The organism is Mesoflavibacter zeaxanthinifaciens subsp. sabulilitoris, from assembly GCF_014191595.1.
Lineage (GTDB): Bacteria > Bacteroidota > Bacteroidia > Flavobacteriales > Flavobacteriaceae > Mesoflavibacter > Mesoflavibacter zeaxanthinifaciens.
In genome coordinates, this window is sequence record NZ_JACHWV010000006.1 from 176,578 (window position 1) to 192,051 (window position 15,474).

Consider the following 15,474-nt stretch of genomic DNA (forward strand, 5'->3'; position numbering starts at 1 on the left):
AAGTGATTATTAAAAAATATTTACTTCGGCTTCAATAGAAATATTAAATATACGATAAATTGTTTTTTGTATCAATTTTGAAAGTTGAAGAATGTCTTCGCCTTTTGCGCCACCATAATTAACCAACACTAGTGCTTGTTTTTTATGTACGCCGTAATGATCAAAAGTTTTTCCTTTAAATCCAGCAGTTTCTATTAGCCAACCAGCAGGTACTTTTACCTCAGTTTCTGAAATTACATAATGAGGTGCCTCAGGAAAATTACGTTGTAGCTCTTTAAATTGTTCAGTTGAAATAATTGGATTTTTAAAAAAACTACCAGAATTACCAATCTCTTTTGGGTCTGGCAATTTACTTTGTCTAATTGCAATTACAGCTTTAGAAACATCTTGAATGGTTGGGTCTGTAACATTCATTGTTTCTAATTGAGAAAGTATTGCACCATAATTAGTGTGTAGATTGTGGTTGTTTTTGGTAAGCTTAAAAGTTACATTTAAAATAATGTATTTGCCTTTAGCTTCGTTTTTAAAAATCGAGTTACGGTACCCAAATTGACAGTCTTTTTTTGATAAAGTTTCAATAGTTAATGTGTCTAAATTTAAGACTTCGCAAGACTCAAAAACATCCTTAAGTTCTACACCGTAAGCACCAATATTTTGTATGGGCGATGTACCAACATTACCAGGTATTAAAGACATGTTTTCTAGACCGCCATAATTTTGTTTTAAAGTCCAAAGTACAAAATCGTGCCAGTTTTCTCCAGCTTCAGCTTTTATAAAAACATGGTTGTCGTTTGTAGAAACTGTTTTCTTTCCTTTTAAATTTAAATGAATGACAAGTGCATCAACATCTTTTGTTAATAGCATATTGCTGCCGCCACCAATAATAAATTTATTAGGAAATTTTTCAGTAGAAAATATAGTTTTTAAATCGTCTATATTTTCTACTGAAATAAAATGCTTTGCCTTAACATCAATACCAAAAGTATTGTAGGGTTTTAATGATATGTTATGCTGTACTTGCACTAATCTTTGTAAACTTTAAGCGCTTCTTTTAAAATGTTAACGGCTTTTACCAAACTTTCTTTATTTAATACGTAAGCAATTCTTATTTGGTTTAAACCTACATTTGGTGTGCTGTAAAAACCAGCTGCAGGAGCAACCATAATGGTTTCTTTGTCAACATCAAAAGACTCTAATAACCACTGTGCAAATTTATCTGCATTTTTAACAGGTAGCTCGGCAATACAATAAAAAGCACCTTTAGGTTTTGCTACTTTTACACCTTCAATTTTGCTTAATTCTTCTATTAAAACGTTACGACGCTCTACATATTCTTTATTTACTTCATCAAAGTAACTTTGTGGTGTTTGTAAGGCGGCTTCACTTGCAATTTGCGCTAATGTTGGCGGACTTAATCGCGCTTGAGCAAATTTTAATGCTGTAGCTATAACATCTTTACTTTTAGAAACTAAGCATCCAATACGTGCGCCACACATGCTATATCTTTTTGATACAGAATCTATAACTATGGCGTAATCTTCTAAACCTTCTTCTTGTAAGATTGAGTAGTGTTTTGCACCGTCGTAAGCAAACTCTCGGTATACTTCATCAGCTATTAAAAATAGATCGTGTTTTTTAACGATATCTGCTAGTTTTTTAATTTCTTCTTTAGAATATAAATAACCTGTTGGATTACCTGGATTACAAATTAATATTGCTTTTGTTTTTGGCGTGATTAATTTTTCAAATTCTTCTATAGCAGGTAAAGCAAAGTTGTCTTCAATTTTTGAAATTACAGGTACAACTTTAACACCAGAAGCGGTAGAAAATCCGTTGTAATTTGCATAAAAAGGTTCTGGTATAATTACCTCGTCATCAACATCCATAATACTACCAAAAGCAAATAATAAAGCTTCACTACCACCAGTAGTTACAATTATGTCATCATGTTTTACATGGATATCATTTTTAGCATAGTAATCTGCTATTTTTTTACGGTAACCTTCAGACCCTTCAGACCTTGTGTAAGCTAAAATGTCTAAAGAGTGAACTTTAACAGCGTCTAAAGCAACTTGAGGAGTTTTTATATCTGGTTGTCCTATGTTTAAATGGTAAACCGTTTTACCTTCTTTATAGGCTTGTTCTGCGTAAGGAACTAACTTTCTTATAGGTGATTGAGGCATTGATTGCCCCTTTTTTGAAATTACTGGCATACTAATTAATATTTGTCCTGCAAATTTGCAAAAATTATTAGAGAATAATTCAAATAATACCAACTAAAAAGTATCAAGTAATTAAAGATTTGTAAATTTAAGAGGACATATTTTTTATTATTTACTAATGCAAAGTGCTAAAATCACATTATTATTAATATTTGCGTTATTTCAAAGTCTTTATTCACAGAGTATATATAAGCTTCCAGAAGGTAAAACGTCTGATAAAATTAGATTTGAATTAATAAATAACGTCATATTAATTCCTGTTGAAGTTAATGGCTTAGAATTAACTTTTTTATTGGATACAGGTGTTAGTAAGCCTATAGTTTTTAATTTTTTAAAAGCTGCAGATTCTTTACAAATTTTAAATGCAGAAAAAATAAAAGTAAGAGGATTAGGTAACGGAAATGATTTAGAAGCTTTACGCTCTAGTCATAATACTTTTAAAATTGGTGAAGCAGTAAATAGCGACCAAGCTTTTTATGCCGTTTTTGATCCAGAACTAAATTTTGCGCCAAAAATAGGAATACCTATAGATGGCATTATTGGTTATGATTTTTTTAAAGATTTTATTATAGAAATTAATTATAATCGAAAGTTTATTAAAATTAAAAGACCATCAGAATACAAATTAAGAATGTGTAGAAGGTGCCAAGTATTAGATTTAAACTTAGAAAATAATAGACCCTATGTTTTGTCTTATGTAGATATTGGTGCAAATAAAAATATACCAGTTAATTTACTATTAGATTCAGGTAATAGTGATGCACTTTGGTTATTTGAAGACAAGGTTAATAATATACAACTAAAACAAAAGTCATTTATAGATTATCTTGGTACGGGACTTAATGGTAGTGTTTATGGTAGGCGCTCTAAAATTAAAAAAATAACATTAGGAGTGTTTGATATAGAACAACCAACAGTTGCATTTCCTGATACTTTATCTGTTAATTTTATGAGATCTTATGAGGGTAGAAATGGCTCTTTAGGAGGAGAGATATTAAAACGGTTTAATTCTGTGTTTGATTACTCAAATTCACGGTTAATGTTAAAACCTAATAGCTATTATAAGGATAAGTTTAGTTATAATAAAAGCGGGATTTTAGTTGAAAATAGTGGCGTTAGAATGGTTATGGAACTTAACGCAAAACAAAACTCAGCGGTAAGTTTTAGAGATGAAAAATCTATAAACATTAACAGCATTATAAAACCTAATTATAAATATAATCTTAAGCCAGTTTATACTATTTATGAAGTTTTACCTAATTCTCCAGCAGAAAAAGCAGGATTATTAAGAGGTGATGAGATTGTTTACATAAATAATAGAAGTACTCAAGATATGACTTTAGAAAAACTAACAGGATATTTCTATAAAGATTCAGGAGAAGAGTTAAAGTTTGTTGTGATCAGAAACGGAATAGAGCGTAAGTTTGCTATTACATTAAAATCTCCTTTAGAATAAAAAAAGCCGAAAACATTAGTTTTCGGCTTTAATAAAATTTTTTTAAATGTTATTTTTCCATAACACTCTTTTCTTTTTTAGCTAACACACTTGTCTTTGAAGGATCAATAACGTTTCCTTTAATTTTTAAAGAAACTGTTGGCGTATCCGCATTAGATAAAACAGTAATTGTTTTTCTAATTGGCATTACTCTATTTGTGTCATATTTTACCTCTATTTCACCTTTTTCACCAGGCATAATTGGTTTTTCAGGTTTTTTTGGGACTGTACATCCGCAACTAGAACTTACTTTAGATATAATTAACGGCGCGTCACCTGTATTAGTAAATTCAAAAGTTCTTAAACCATTAGCTCCTTTTTCTATTGTACCGTAGTCTATTGTAGTTTCTTTAAATTCAATTTTTGCTACTTTTTCTTGAGCATTAACTGTTAAACTAATCAAGCCAACAAATAATAATGTCATTAATTTTTTCATTGTATATAAATTTTAATGATTTGTAAATTTAATCACTTTTTACTCCTCTAGCAAAAATATTAGATGTAATACACTCAAACAAATACTTTTGAATAATTTAACGGTGCATTAATCTGCTATATAATTTCACAAAAACAGAATAATAAGTATTTTTGCCAACTATAATTCAAAAACTATTCCAAAGATGAGTATCCCATCAAAATATGATGCAAAATCCGTAGAAAATAAGTGGTATGACTACTGGATGAAACATAATTACTTTCATTCAGAACCTGACGAAAGAGAACCATATACCATAGTTATTCCGCCTCCAAACGTAACAGGAGTATTACATATGGGACATATGTTGAATAATACCATTCAAGATGTATTAATACGTCGTGCACGCTTACAAGGTAAAAACGCCTGTTGGGTACCAGGTACAGATCACGCATCTATTGCTACAGAAGCAAAAGTTGTGGCAAAATTAAAAGCACAAGGAATAGATAAAAACGATTTAACTAGAGACGAGTTTTTAAAACATGCTTGGGATTGGACGCACGAATATGGTGGCGTAATCCTTGAGCAATTAAAAAAGCTAGGTTGCTCTTGCGATTGGGATCGTACTAAGTTTACTATGGATGACGATATGAGCGAAGCCGTAATTAAAGTCTTTGTAGACTTATACAATAAAGGCTTAATTTATCGCGGTTATCGTATGGTAAATTGGGATCCAGAAGCAAAAACAACACTTTCGGATGAAGAAGTTATCTACGAAGAAAAGCAAGGAAATCTATACTATTTAAAGTACAAAATTGAAGGTAGCGACGATACGCTAACTATTGCTACAACACGTCCTGAAACCATTTTTGGTGATACAGCAATTTGTATTAATCCTAATGACGAGCGTTTTGTTCACTTACGTGGAAAAAAAGCAATTGTACCAATCTGCAACCGTGTAATCCCTATTATTGAAGATGACTATGTAGACTTAGAATTTGGTACAGGTTGTTTAAAAGTAACACCAGCGCATGACGAAAACGACAAGATGCTAGGTGATAAGCATAATCTTGAAGTAGTAGATATTTTTAATGAAGATGCAACTTTAAACAGCTACGGTTTACACTATGAAGGTCAAGATCGTTTTGCTGTACGTAAAGCTATAGCTAAAGAGTTAGAAGAAAATGGTGTTTTAGTTAAAACTGAAACACATATTAACAAGGTAGGTACGTCAGAACGTACCAAAGCAGTTATAGAGCCAAGGTTAAGCGACCAGTGGTTCTTAAAAATGGAAGACTTGGTAAAACCAGCAATAAAAGCGGTTTTAGGTGAAGATGCCGATATAAAACTATTCCCAAAAAAGTTCGAAAACACGTATCGTCACTGGATGGAAAACATCCGTGATTGGAATATTTCGCGTCAATTACTTTGGGGACAACAAATTCCTGCGTTTTATTATGGTGACGGAAAAGAAGATTTTGTAGTTGCTGAAACTATTGAAGATGCAGTAAAACTTGCTCAAGATAAAACAGGAAATTCTTCACTTAAAGCTGAAGATTTACGTCAAGAAACGGATGCTCTAGACACATGGTTCTCATCATGGTTGTGGCCAATGTCGGTTTTTGATGGTATTCGTAATCCAGAAAACAAAGAAATTAAATATTATTACCCAACAAACGACTTAGTAACTGGTCCAGATATTTTATTCTTTTGGGTAGCACGTATGATAATTGCTGGTTACGAGTATAAAGATGAAAAGCCTTTTCAGAATGTATACTTAACAGGATTGGTGCGCGATAAGCAACGTCGTAAAATGAGTAAATCTTTAGGAAACTCACCAGACGCATTAAAACTTATTGAAGAATACAGCGCCGATGGTGTTCGTGTTGGATTATTATTAAGTAGTGCAGCAGGAAACGATTTATTGTTTGACGAATCATTGTGCCAACAAGGAAAAGGTTTTGGTAACAAAATCTGGAATGCCTATCGTTTAGTTGATGGTTGGGAAGTTTCAGAAAGCATAGAACAACCAGAAGCAAGTAAGATTGCAATAGAATGGTACGAATCTAAATTCCAAAAAGCATTAATCGAGATTGAAGACCACTTTAGCAAATATCGTTTAAGCGATGCATTAATGGCGATTTACAAGTTAATTTACGACGATTTTTGTGGTTGGTTACTAGAAATGGTAAAACCAGCATACCAACAACCAATAGATGCTAAAACGTATAACGCAATTATTTCTGTTTTTGAAGATAACTTAAAAATTGTACATCCGTTTATGCCATTTTTAACTGAAGATTTATGGCATTACATAAAAGATCGCACGCCAGAAGAAGCTCTAATTGTAGCGAGTTGGCCAACAGCAAAAGCAATAAACGAAACCTTGATTTCAGAATTTGATTTTGCTTCAGAAGTGATTTCGGGTATTCGTACTATTAGAAAAGAAAAGAACATTGCGTTTAAGGATGCGATTGGATTTTCGGTAATAAATAACGAAAAATCATCAACTACGTTTGATGCGATTATCCAAAAAATGGGTAATCTTGAAGCGATTGAGTATGTAGATGAAGCTGTTGAAGGTGCTTTAACTTTTAGAGTTAAATCTAACGAATATTTTGTGCCAATGGTTGGCGCTATAGACGTTGAAGCTGAAATTAAAAAGTTAACTGAAGAGTTAAATTATACTGAAGGTTTCTTAAAATCGGTACAGAAAAAATTATCCAACGACCGTTTTGTAAATAATGCACCAGAACAAGTTGTAGCTAGTGAGAAAAAGAAAGAAGCAGATGCGTTAGCTAAGATTGAAACAATTAAAGCAAGTTTAGCTAGCATGCAATAGACTTAATAAATATAGTTTACTAAAAGCTCTAAAAAGTTATTTTTAGAGCTTTTTTATTTGACTGATATTTGAATATAATTTATGTATTAACATAATATTTTCAGAAAAAGTTAAAGGTTAGTTTGTTTCTGTTAATTTTCAATAAATTTTTAGGATTAGTTTATGTTTTAAAATTTCTACTACATAAAAGTTACCATTAGTTTTGGAGGTATATAAACCAAAAAAACTAAAAACTATGAAATCAATTAAGTTAGTAACAACAACATTAGTAGTATCTGGTTTAGCATTTATGTCTTGTAAAAATGATTATAAGACAAAAGATACAGAAGTAGATACTGTAGAAGAGCAAGTAAACGATTTAGAAAAAGAAATGGACAACGTTTCAGATAGTAAATCAGAAAATGATTATATCATGCAATCAGACCAAGTCATGTCTAAAGAGTATGCAATGAATGATGGTAGAAATATTAACTACCAAACAACAGAAGCTGGAATTGTAGGTTTTGACGGATGGCAACAATTTAATATTCTAACATATGAGTTAGAAGAAATGAAAAAAGCCAATATCTACACTAAAGAACGTGTAGGAAATTTAAGAGGAGTTATAGCAACTTTAGATAATAGTATTCCAGACTGGTTAAAAACAGAAGAGGTTATGGAAGATGTTGCAGATATTCAAAAAGAATATAATGAGTTAATGACAGAGACCAATGTTTCAGAAAAAGAAAATAAAGAAAACATAGAAGAAGTTTCTGAAAAGTATGCCGATTTACAAGAAGAGTTAACTGAAACAGTTGAAGAATACATGAAAGTTAATGAAAGAGCAATAAAAAAATACAATAAACAAATAGAAAAAGGAAACTTCGAAAAGGCTAATAGAAAATATAAAAGAGAGATAGAAAAACTGAATAAAATTGCAGATTACGAAGAAGAGAAATAGTATTGTCTATTTGTGTTAGTTAGAAGACCTTTTCAAAACGAAAAGGTCTTTTTTTTATTTATCACTATTTTTGATTTTTTTAAATGTAGATTTAAATGACTTATAAAACCAAAGTTTCTTTACTAACAGCAATTGCTTTAATAGCATTATATTCTTATAATTTTTATTTAGACAATCAAGAAAAGAAAGCTAATGTTGAAATTGGTAAGAAAGTCAAAAATAATACAAATGAATACTTCTTACCAACCAGTACAACAGGTCAAATAATCCACCATAATGGTTACAGTTTAAGTTATAGTGAATTACATGAACAAGCAGAATGGGTTGCCTACGAGCTTAAAAAATCTCATCTTAGTAGCAAGCAACACAAAAGACCATACTTTGAAATTGATAACGCAGTAAAAACAGGCGCAGCACATTGGCGTAACTATAAGCAATCCGGTTACGATCGTGGTCATTTATGTCCTGCTGGAGATAGAAGGTATAGTAAACAAGCACATGATGAAACATTTTTAACCAGTAATATATCACCTCAAAATCACGATTTTAATGCAGGAATCTGGAATCGTTTAGAACAAAAAACACGTTATTGGGCAAAAAAATATGATGGTGTATTCGTAGTAACAGGAGGAATTTTAAAAGATAATCTTAAGACTATTGGTGAAGAAGATGTTGCTGTGCCTAACCAGTTTTATAAAATAATATTAGATAATAATACAGGAAAAACTAAAGTAATTGCATTTTTATTACCACATCAAGAATCTAGTCAACCTTTATACAAATTTGTAACTTCAGTAGATAAAATAGAATCTTTGACTGGCATAGATTTCTTTCATGAATTAGACGATGAAGTTGAAAATAAAATAGAAGCTTTAAGTGATTATAAAACCTGGACTTTAAGAGATTAAAAAAGTTTTTCTTTAATGCCTTTCCAACGTAAGTTTCTAATAAATTTACCTTGATCTTTAGTAATTAAACGCTCAGGATTATTAAAAGTAGCTTTTAAATAACCAACTAAATAATTGTAAAAGTATGGCCAACTTTTCTTCTTTATACTCATTTTAATAGCAGTTAGAAAAGTTAGTAAAAAGCCGTATCGCATTTTGTACATAGCTTCGCCTTGCAAGTGTTTTGCAGCTTTATTATAGCTTGCGCCAGTTGGTTTTAAGTGTTTAACATGAAGATTATCATCTAAAACTAATTTGTAACCAAAATACTTTGCTAATAACTCATCGATAGTATCCCAACCCATAGATGTTTTAAGTTGTCCAATAGCTTCAAAACAGGATTTTGTATATGCTTTTAAAGCGCCTCTTATATGATCTTTACCAGTAATTGACTCTAAAACCCATTGGTTATTTTTTTCGATATAACAATATCCAGCAACCATTCCTACAGTTTCATCTTTTTTAAAATGAAATGCTAACTGATCTAAATAATTAAGCGGAAAAATTAAATCGGCATCAAACTTACAAATCACATCATAATCTTTATTTGCAATATCATAACCTTTATAAAAAGCATTAATGATTTTTGTGCCAGGTAAATGTTGATTTGATGAGGTATTATTAACTAGTTTTATAAAGTTGAATTGTTGCTGAAAACCTTCAACAATTGCTTTGGTATTATCTGTAGAATTATCATTGACCACAATAATTTCCTGCGGAAGTAAGGATTGTTTAACCAAAGAATCTAAAGTTAATCCAATAGAGTCTTCTTCGTTATGTGCTGGTATGATAATGCAGAATTTCATTTTTAAATTATTTTGAAATTCGTTCAGCATAAACAATATAATATCTTGGCGTAAACCATCTTAAAATTGGTCTAATACCTAATTTTTTGGTTGGATTAGTCCATTTTTGTCGGTCAATAATCTTCCAACCTGTTTTTTCTAGTAGCCAGTCTAATTGCCAATCTTCAAACTCATGATAATGTCTGTCCCACATATCGGTTTTACTTCTGTAAGCAGAAGAAAACCATAAACGCAATGGTACGCTAATTACTAATTTGTTGGCTTTTATACTTTTTAAAACGGTAAATGGCGATAGTAGATGTTCAAAAATTTCGAAAGCGGTAACTACTGTAGCATCGGAATTTTCTATAGTTGAGGTGTCTAAATCTAAATCTTCACCTTTAGTGTTTTTAACAGAAAATCCGTTAGCCTTTAATATTTTGGTAAACGGATTTTCTACACCTAAATCCAAAATGGTTTCGGATTTAGAAATATGTTTTTCTAAAAATTGAAACGTAAGCTTATATCTTTTATGCGGAAATGTGTTTTCGTACATTAGTTGTTTTCCGCAACAGCGGATTAATATTTATAAACAATAGCGTTAATGTGCATTCCTGCACCAACGCTAGCAAATATAATAACATCTCCTTTTTCTATCTGCTGATTTTCTAATTTATTATTTCTTATAAAGTCAAAAAGTGTTGGTACAGTTGCAACCGAACTGTTACCAAGTTTATGAATACTCATTGGCATAATGCCTTCTGGAACTGGAGTTTTGTAAAGTCTGTAAAAACGTTTTATGATAGCTTCGTCCATTTTTTCGTTAGCTTGATGGATCAATACTTTTTTAACGTCTTTAATATCTACGCCACTTTCGTCTAAGCATTCTTTCATAGCTAGTGGTACGTTTGTTAATGCAAATTCGTAAATTTTACGACCGTGCATTTTAATGTACCTAGTATCTTTATCTAATTCTGGATTGTTAGAATTTCCGAAGAATAAATAATAGGCTTCATCGTATGTGAAACTAGCGGTATTGTGTGCTAAAATTCCACCTTCTTCATCTGTAGCTTCAATGATTGTTGCGCCAGCGCCATCACTGTAAATCATGCTATCACGATCGTGTTTATCTACCACTCTAGATAATGTTTCGGCGCCAATGACTAAACATTTTTTTGCCATTCCAGCTTTTATAAATGCTTGTGCTTGGATTGTACCTTCAATCCAACCAGGACAACCAAATAATATGTCATAAGCAACACATTTAGGGTTTTTAATGCGGAGTTTATGTTTTACTCTGGTTGCTAAACAAGGTAAAATATCACTTTGGATCGCATCTTTTTTAACGTCTCCAAAGTTGTGTGCTACGATAATGTAATCTATATCTTCCCTATCAATTTTAGCGTCTTCTATAGCTTTTTCTGCAGCAAGAAAACCTAAATCGGAAGCTATTAACTTATCGTCTGCGTAGCGTCTTTCAACAATACCTGTTATTGCTTTAAATTTTTCAACAATAACTTCGTTCGGGGAATTGATTTGGGAACCGTCTACATTTAAAAACTCATGTTGATGAAAGTCTTCGTTCTTTTCAATATTTTCTGGAATATAACTTCCAGTTCCGGTAATTTTTATAGTCATAAAAAAAATCTGCCTTTTTATTTTTTACTAATATACAAATATACTAGCTACTAAATAAAAAGACAGATTTGAATTTATATTATATACGATGCCCAAAAGCTATTATGCTTCCATATATTCTTCTATTGGTGCACAAGTACAGATTAAATTACGATCTCCGTAAGCATCATTTACACGACGTACAGAAGGCCAAAATTTATTTTCTTTAACATACTCTAAAGGATATGCTGCTTTTTCACGAGAGTATGGTAGTAACCATTCGTCACTTGTTAGCATATCTAAAGTATGAGGTGCATTTTTTAGCGGGTTATTTTCGTCTTCTTTAGTTACAGCATCAATTTCTTTTCTAATAGAAATCATGGCGTCACAAAAACGATCCATTTCGGCTTTACTTTCACTTTCTGTTGGTTCAATCATCATTGTTCCTGCAACAGGGAATGATACAGTAGGCGAGTGGAAACCGTAATCCATTAATCGTTTTGCGATATCTGTTACTTCTATACCGTTAGCTTTAAATGGTCTGCAGTCTATAATCATTTCGTGAGCTGCGCGACCTCTTTCGCCAGAATATAAAGTTTCAAAAGCACCTTGTAAACGGTGTTTGATATAATTAGCGTTTAAGATAGCTATTTCTGTAGATGCTCTTAGTCCTTCAGCACCTAACATTTTAATATATCCATAAGAAATTAAACATACTAAAGAACTTCCAAAAGGAGCTGCAGATATTGCTGTAATAGCATTATCGCCACCAGTTTTTATAATTGGATTACCAGGTAAAAACGGAGCTAATTGCTTAGCTACACAAATTGGGCCAACACCAGGTCCGCCACCACCATGTGGAATAGCAAACGTTTTATGTAAGTTTAAGTGACAAACATCTGCACCAATATTACCAGGATTTGTTAATCCTACTTGGGCATTCATATTTGCACCATCCATGTAAACTTGTCCGCCATTATCATGGATAATTTTTGTGATGTCTTTAATTGCTGACTCGTACACACCGTGTGTAGATGGGTAAGTTACCATCAAGGCTGCAAGGTTGTCTGCATGTAATTCGGCTTTATTACGTAAGTCTTCTACATCAATGTTTCCATTATCGTCTGCTTTTGTCACAACTACTTTCATACCAGCCATTACTGCACTAGCAGGGTTTGTACCGTGAGCGGAACTTGGAATTAAACAAATGTTACGATGATGATCGCCACGAGATTCGTGATACGCTTTAATTACCATTAATCCTGCATATTCACCTTGTGCGCCAGAGTTAGGTTGTAAAGATGTTGCTGCAAAACCTGTAATTTCTGTTAATTGATCTTCTAACGCTTTTAGTACCTTTTGGTAACCTTCAGTCTGCTCTATTGGTGCAAATGGATGAATGCTTCCCCAATTAGTTTGACTTAAAGGTAACATTTCTGAAGCTGCATTTAACTTCATTGTACAAGATCCTAAAGAAATCATAGAATGGTTTAATGCTAAATCTTTACGTTCTAATTTTTTGATGTAACGCATTAATTCGGTTTCAGAATGGTAGCTATTAAATACGTCAAGCGTTAAGAAATCACTTGTTCTGTTTAAGGAAGTATCTATATTGTTTGTTTCTGATAATTCAGAAATTTCTATTGCTTTTTTGTTTTCAGCTTCAGCGAAAATTTTAACAATTTCATTTAAATCAGAAATTGAAGTTGTTTCGTTAATAGAAATTAAAACGGTGTTATCATCTTGATAGTAGAAGTTAACTTCATTGTTTTCTGCTACTTCTTTTACTTTAGCAGCATTAGCTTTGACTTGTAAAGTGTCAAAGAAAGATGTGTTTGTTTGTTCTAATCCCATTTTTGAAAGGGTAGACGCTAAGGTAGAAGCACTATTATGAATTTTATTTGCTATAAACGTTAAGCCTTTTGGACCATGGTAAACAGCATACATACCTGCCATTACCGCTAGTAAAACTTGTGCTGTGCAAATGTTAGATGTTGCTCTATCACGTTTAATGTGTTGTTCTCTTGTTTGAAGCGCCATACGTAAAGCACGGTTGTCGTTAGCGTCTTTGGTAACGCCTATAATACGACCAGGAATATCACGTTTATAAGCTTCTTTTGTTGCAAAATAAGCTGCATGAGGACCACCGTAACCCATTGGTATACCAAAACGTTGTGTTGTACCAACAACAACATCGGCACCAAATTGTCCTGGAGCTTCAAGCTTGATTAAGCTTAAAATATCTGCTGCTACTGCAACTTTTATATTGTTTTCATTTGCTTTAGCAATGAATGTTTTAATGTCTGTAATTTGTCCGTTTTTACCAGGATACTGAACAATAGCACCGAAGTATTCTGAAGAGAAATCAAATGTGCTTTCATCTCCGATTACTAAATCAATTCCGATAGGAAGCGCACGTGTCTTTAAAACCGAAATGGTTTGAGGTAAAACTGCATCTGAAACAAAAAACTTATTTACATTTTCTTTTTTTTGAGCTCTTTCTCTAACAGCAAATAAAAGACTCATAGCTTCTGCAGCAGCAGTACTTTCGTCAAGTAAAGAGGCGTTTGCAAGTTCCATACCGGTAAGATCGGTAATCATGGTTTGGAAGTTTAATAAGGCTTCTAAACGACCTTGTGCAATCTCTGCTTGGTAAGGTGTGTAAGCAGTATACCAACCTGGATTTTCTAAAATATTACGCTGTATAACAGCCGGTAAAATTGTTGGATGATAGCCTAAACCAATGTAAGTCTTGTACGTTTTGTTAAGTTTAGATAAATTATTAATGTGTGTAGAATACTCATATTCCGTCATAGCTTCATCTAAACCTAAATCTTTTTCAAGACGAATGTTAGAAGGAATAGTTTCGTAAATTAGTTGTTCAATACTTTCTGCACCTATTGTTTGTAACATTTCTTTAATGTCATTTTCTCTTGGACCAATATGGCGCAAAGCAAAAGCGTTTGTGTTCATTAGTGTTGTGTTGTTAGGCTCTCATTTTCATGAGAATGACAAATTAATTTAGCGTTTTAAAACGCATTTTTATGCGATTGCAAAATTAATGAAATCTTATAGCATTTTTTAGTTAAAATTTGAAAGTTTTTAACCATTTAATAGCTTTATTAACAGATTGATTATTTTTGTGTGATGAAGATAGTCAAACAGCTTTTAGATTTTTATATAAATAGCAGTATACATGTGGCTTTAGCAGTATATGCTTTAAGTTGGATTACGCTTCTTGTTTTTAACTTGCCTTACGACGAAAACATCCTATATTTTAATTTTTACGCTACAATTACAGGTTATAATTTTGTTAAGTATTTTGGTATTGCTAAATGGCATCATCGTAGCTTGGCAAAATGGTTAAAAGTTATTCAGGTCTTTTCGTTTTTTAGTTTTTTGTTAATGTTGTTTTATGCTTTTAGATTAGAGCCTAAAGTTATAGTTGTTTTAACAGGGTTAGGGCTTATAACTTTTTTATATGCTATACCCTTTTGGCCAAAACAAATGTATTTGGATGAACACCAAAATTTAAGACAAATAAGTGGATTAAAAGTGTATATAATAGCAGCTGTTTGGGCATTTACTACAGTTGTTTTACCTATATTAAACAACAATCAAGAGTTAGAAACTAAAGTCTGGATAACTGTATTACAAAATTTTGTATTTGTATTAGCTTTAATGATTCCTTTTGAAATAAGGGATCTAAAATATGATAGTATAAAACTAGCAACAATCCCGCAACAAATTGGTATAAAAAAGACCAAAATACTTGGTGTTTTACTACTTTTCTTTTTTTTAGGTTTAAATGTTTTTAAAGAAGAAATATTAATTCACTTTCTTTACAAAGAAGTAATTGTGGCTTTTGTTTTAATGCTATTTACTTTGTTTTCTACAAAAAACAGAAATAAATATTACGCTTCTTTTTGGGTTGAAGCTTTGCCTATTTTATGGCTACTGTTGATGCTTTTTTAATTCTTTTTCAAAAGACTTTTTTATATTATCTTTTTCTTCTGAAGATAAAAACTGAAATTTAATTTTATTTAATAACTGACTTAATTTTTTGTTTGATGCAGAGTGTTTTCTGCAAGCAGAACAATACATTAAATGAATTTTAAGTTTTATTTTTTCAGTTATTGAAGCTTCTTCATATTGATGTTTATCACAAACATGACCAGCCTCTTTGCATTTAATAAAAAATAATCCCATGA

Annotated in this window: 13 protein-coding genes; 5 read left to right on the forward strand and 8 right to left on the reverse strand. The window is 31.8% G+C overall.

All coding sequences use genetic code 11. The annotated features are described in order from the left end of the window. Positions 1 to 9 precede the first annotated feature (9 nt). Both murB and FHS04_RS10530 read right to left on the reverse strand, forming a co-directional pair. A complete protein-coding gene (murB, locus tag FHS04_RS10525) occupies positions 10 to 1,023 on the reverse strand; it encodes a UDP-N-acetylmuramate dehydrogenase (RefSeq protein ID WP_106676691.1) in 1,014 nt (337 codons plus the stop codon). Next, positions 1,023 to 2,213 (reverse strand): pyridoxal phosphate-dependent aminotransferase, encoded by a 1,191-nt coding sequence (locus tag FHS04_RS10530; protein WP_106676693.1) that lies wholly within the window; start codon positions 2,211 to 2,213, stop codon positions 1,023 to 1,025. The genes murB and FHS04_RS10530 overlap by 1 nt, the downstream gene beginning before the upstream one ends. Positions 2,214 to 2,340: 127 nt before the next feature. Here FHS04_RS10530 and FHS04_RS10535 point away from each other — a divergent pair, with 127 nt between their 5' ends. Then, a complete protein-coding gene (locus FHS04_RS10535; protein WP_036227443.1) occupies positions 2,341 to 3,678 on the forward strand; it encodes an aspartyl protease family protein in 1,338 nt (445 codons plus the stop codon). Positions 3,679 to 3,727: 49 nt separating this feature from the next. Here FHS04_RS10535 and FHS04_RS10540 read toward each other — a convergent pair whose 3' ends face one another. After that, a complete protein-coding gene (locus FHS04_RS10540) occupies positions 3,728 to 4,153 on the reverse strand; it encodes a DUF1573 domain-containing protein (RefSeq protein WP_027880253.1) in 426 nt (141 codons plus the stop codon). A 184-nt stretch (positions 4,154 to 4,337) separates the two neighbouring features. Here FHS04_RS10540 and FHS04_RS10545 point away from each other — a divergent pair, with 184 nt between their 5' ends. The 3 genes from FHS04_RS10545 to FHS04_RS10555 all read left to right on the forward strand — a co-directional run bounded on the left by FHS04_RS10545 (position 4,338) and on the right by FHS04_RS10555 (position 8,822). Then, positions 4,338 to 6,974, forward strand: coding sequence for a valine--tRNA ligase (locus FHS04_RS10545; RefSeq protein WP_106676695.1), 2,637 nt, complete (start codon positions 4,338 to 4,340; stop codon positions 6,972 to 6,974). Between the two features lie 235 nt (positions 6,975 to 7,209). Beyond that, positions 7,210 to 7,914: a hypothetical protein gene (locus FHS04_RS10550; RefSeq protein ID WP_106676697.1), complete on the forward strand. Its 705-nt coding sequence runs from the start codon at positions 7,210 to 7,212 to the stop codon at positions 7,912 to 7,914. 95 nt (positions 7,915 to 8,009) lie between these two features. Further along, on the forward strand, positions 8,010 to 8,822 hold the full coding sequence (locus tag FHS04_RS10555) for a DNA/RNA non-specific endonuclease (RefSeq protein ID WP_106676699.1): 813 nt from the start codon (positions 8,010 to 8,012) through the stop codon (positions 8,820 to 8,822). On the opposite strand, the gene FHS04_RS10560 is transcribed toward FHS04_RS10555, so the two are convergent. The 4 genes from FHS04_RS10560 to gcvP form a co-directional block, all read right to left on the reverse strand. After that, complete coding sequence (locus FHS04_RS10560; protein WP_106676822.1) at positions 8,819 to 9,667, reverse strand: glycosyltransferase; 849 nt, start codon at positions 9,665 to 9,667, stop codon at positions 8,819 to 8,821. The two genes, FHS04_RS10555 and FHS04_RS10560, sit on opposite strands and share 4 nt — an antisense overlap. 7 nt (positions 9,668 to 9,674) lie before the next feature. Next, the gene (locus FHS04_RS10565; RefSeq protein WP_106676702.1) at positions 9,675 to 10,202 is read right to left on the reverse strand and encodes a class I SAM-dependent methyltransferase; all 528 of its coding nucleotides are present in this window, start codon (positions 10,200 to 10,202) and stop codon (positions 9,675 to 9,677) included. A gap of 23 nt (positions 10,203 to 10,225) precedes the next feature. Then, a complete protein-coding gene (locus tag FHS04_RS10570) occupies positions 10,226 to 11,284 on the reverse strand; it encodes a 3-oxoacyl-ACP synthase III family protein (protein ID WP_106676704.1) in 1,059 nt (352 codons plus the stop codon). Positions 11,285 to 11,386: 102 nt separating this feature from the next. Continuing rightward, positions 11,387 to 14,236, reverse strand: coding sequence for an aminomethyl-transferring glycine dehydrogenase (gene gcvP / locus FHS04_RS10575; RefSeq protein ID WP_106676706.1), 2,850 nt, complete (start codon positions 14,234 to 14,236; stop codon positions 11,387 to 11,389). Between the two features lie 174 nt (positions 14,237 to 14,410). Here gcvP and FHS04_RS10580 point away from each other — a divergent pair, with 174 nt between their 5' ends. After that, entirely contained in the window at positions 14,411 to 15,238 is an 828-nt protein-coding gene (locus FHS04_RS10580) for a UbiA prenyltransferase family protein (RefSeq protein ID WP_106676708.1), read from the forward strand. On the opposite strand, the gene FHS04_RS10585 is transcribed toward FHS04_RS10580, so the two are convergent. Then, a complete protein-coding gene (locus FHS04_RS10585) occupies positions 15,218 to 15,472 on the reverse strand; it encodes a hypothetical protein (protein WP_106676710.1) in 255 nt (84 codons plus the stop codon). The genes FHS04_RS10580 and FHS04_RS10585 overlap by 21 nt on opposite strands. Positions 15,473 to 15,474 lie beyond the last annotated feature (2 nt).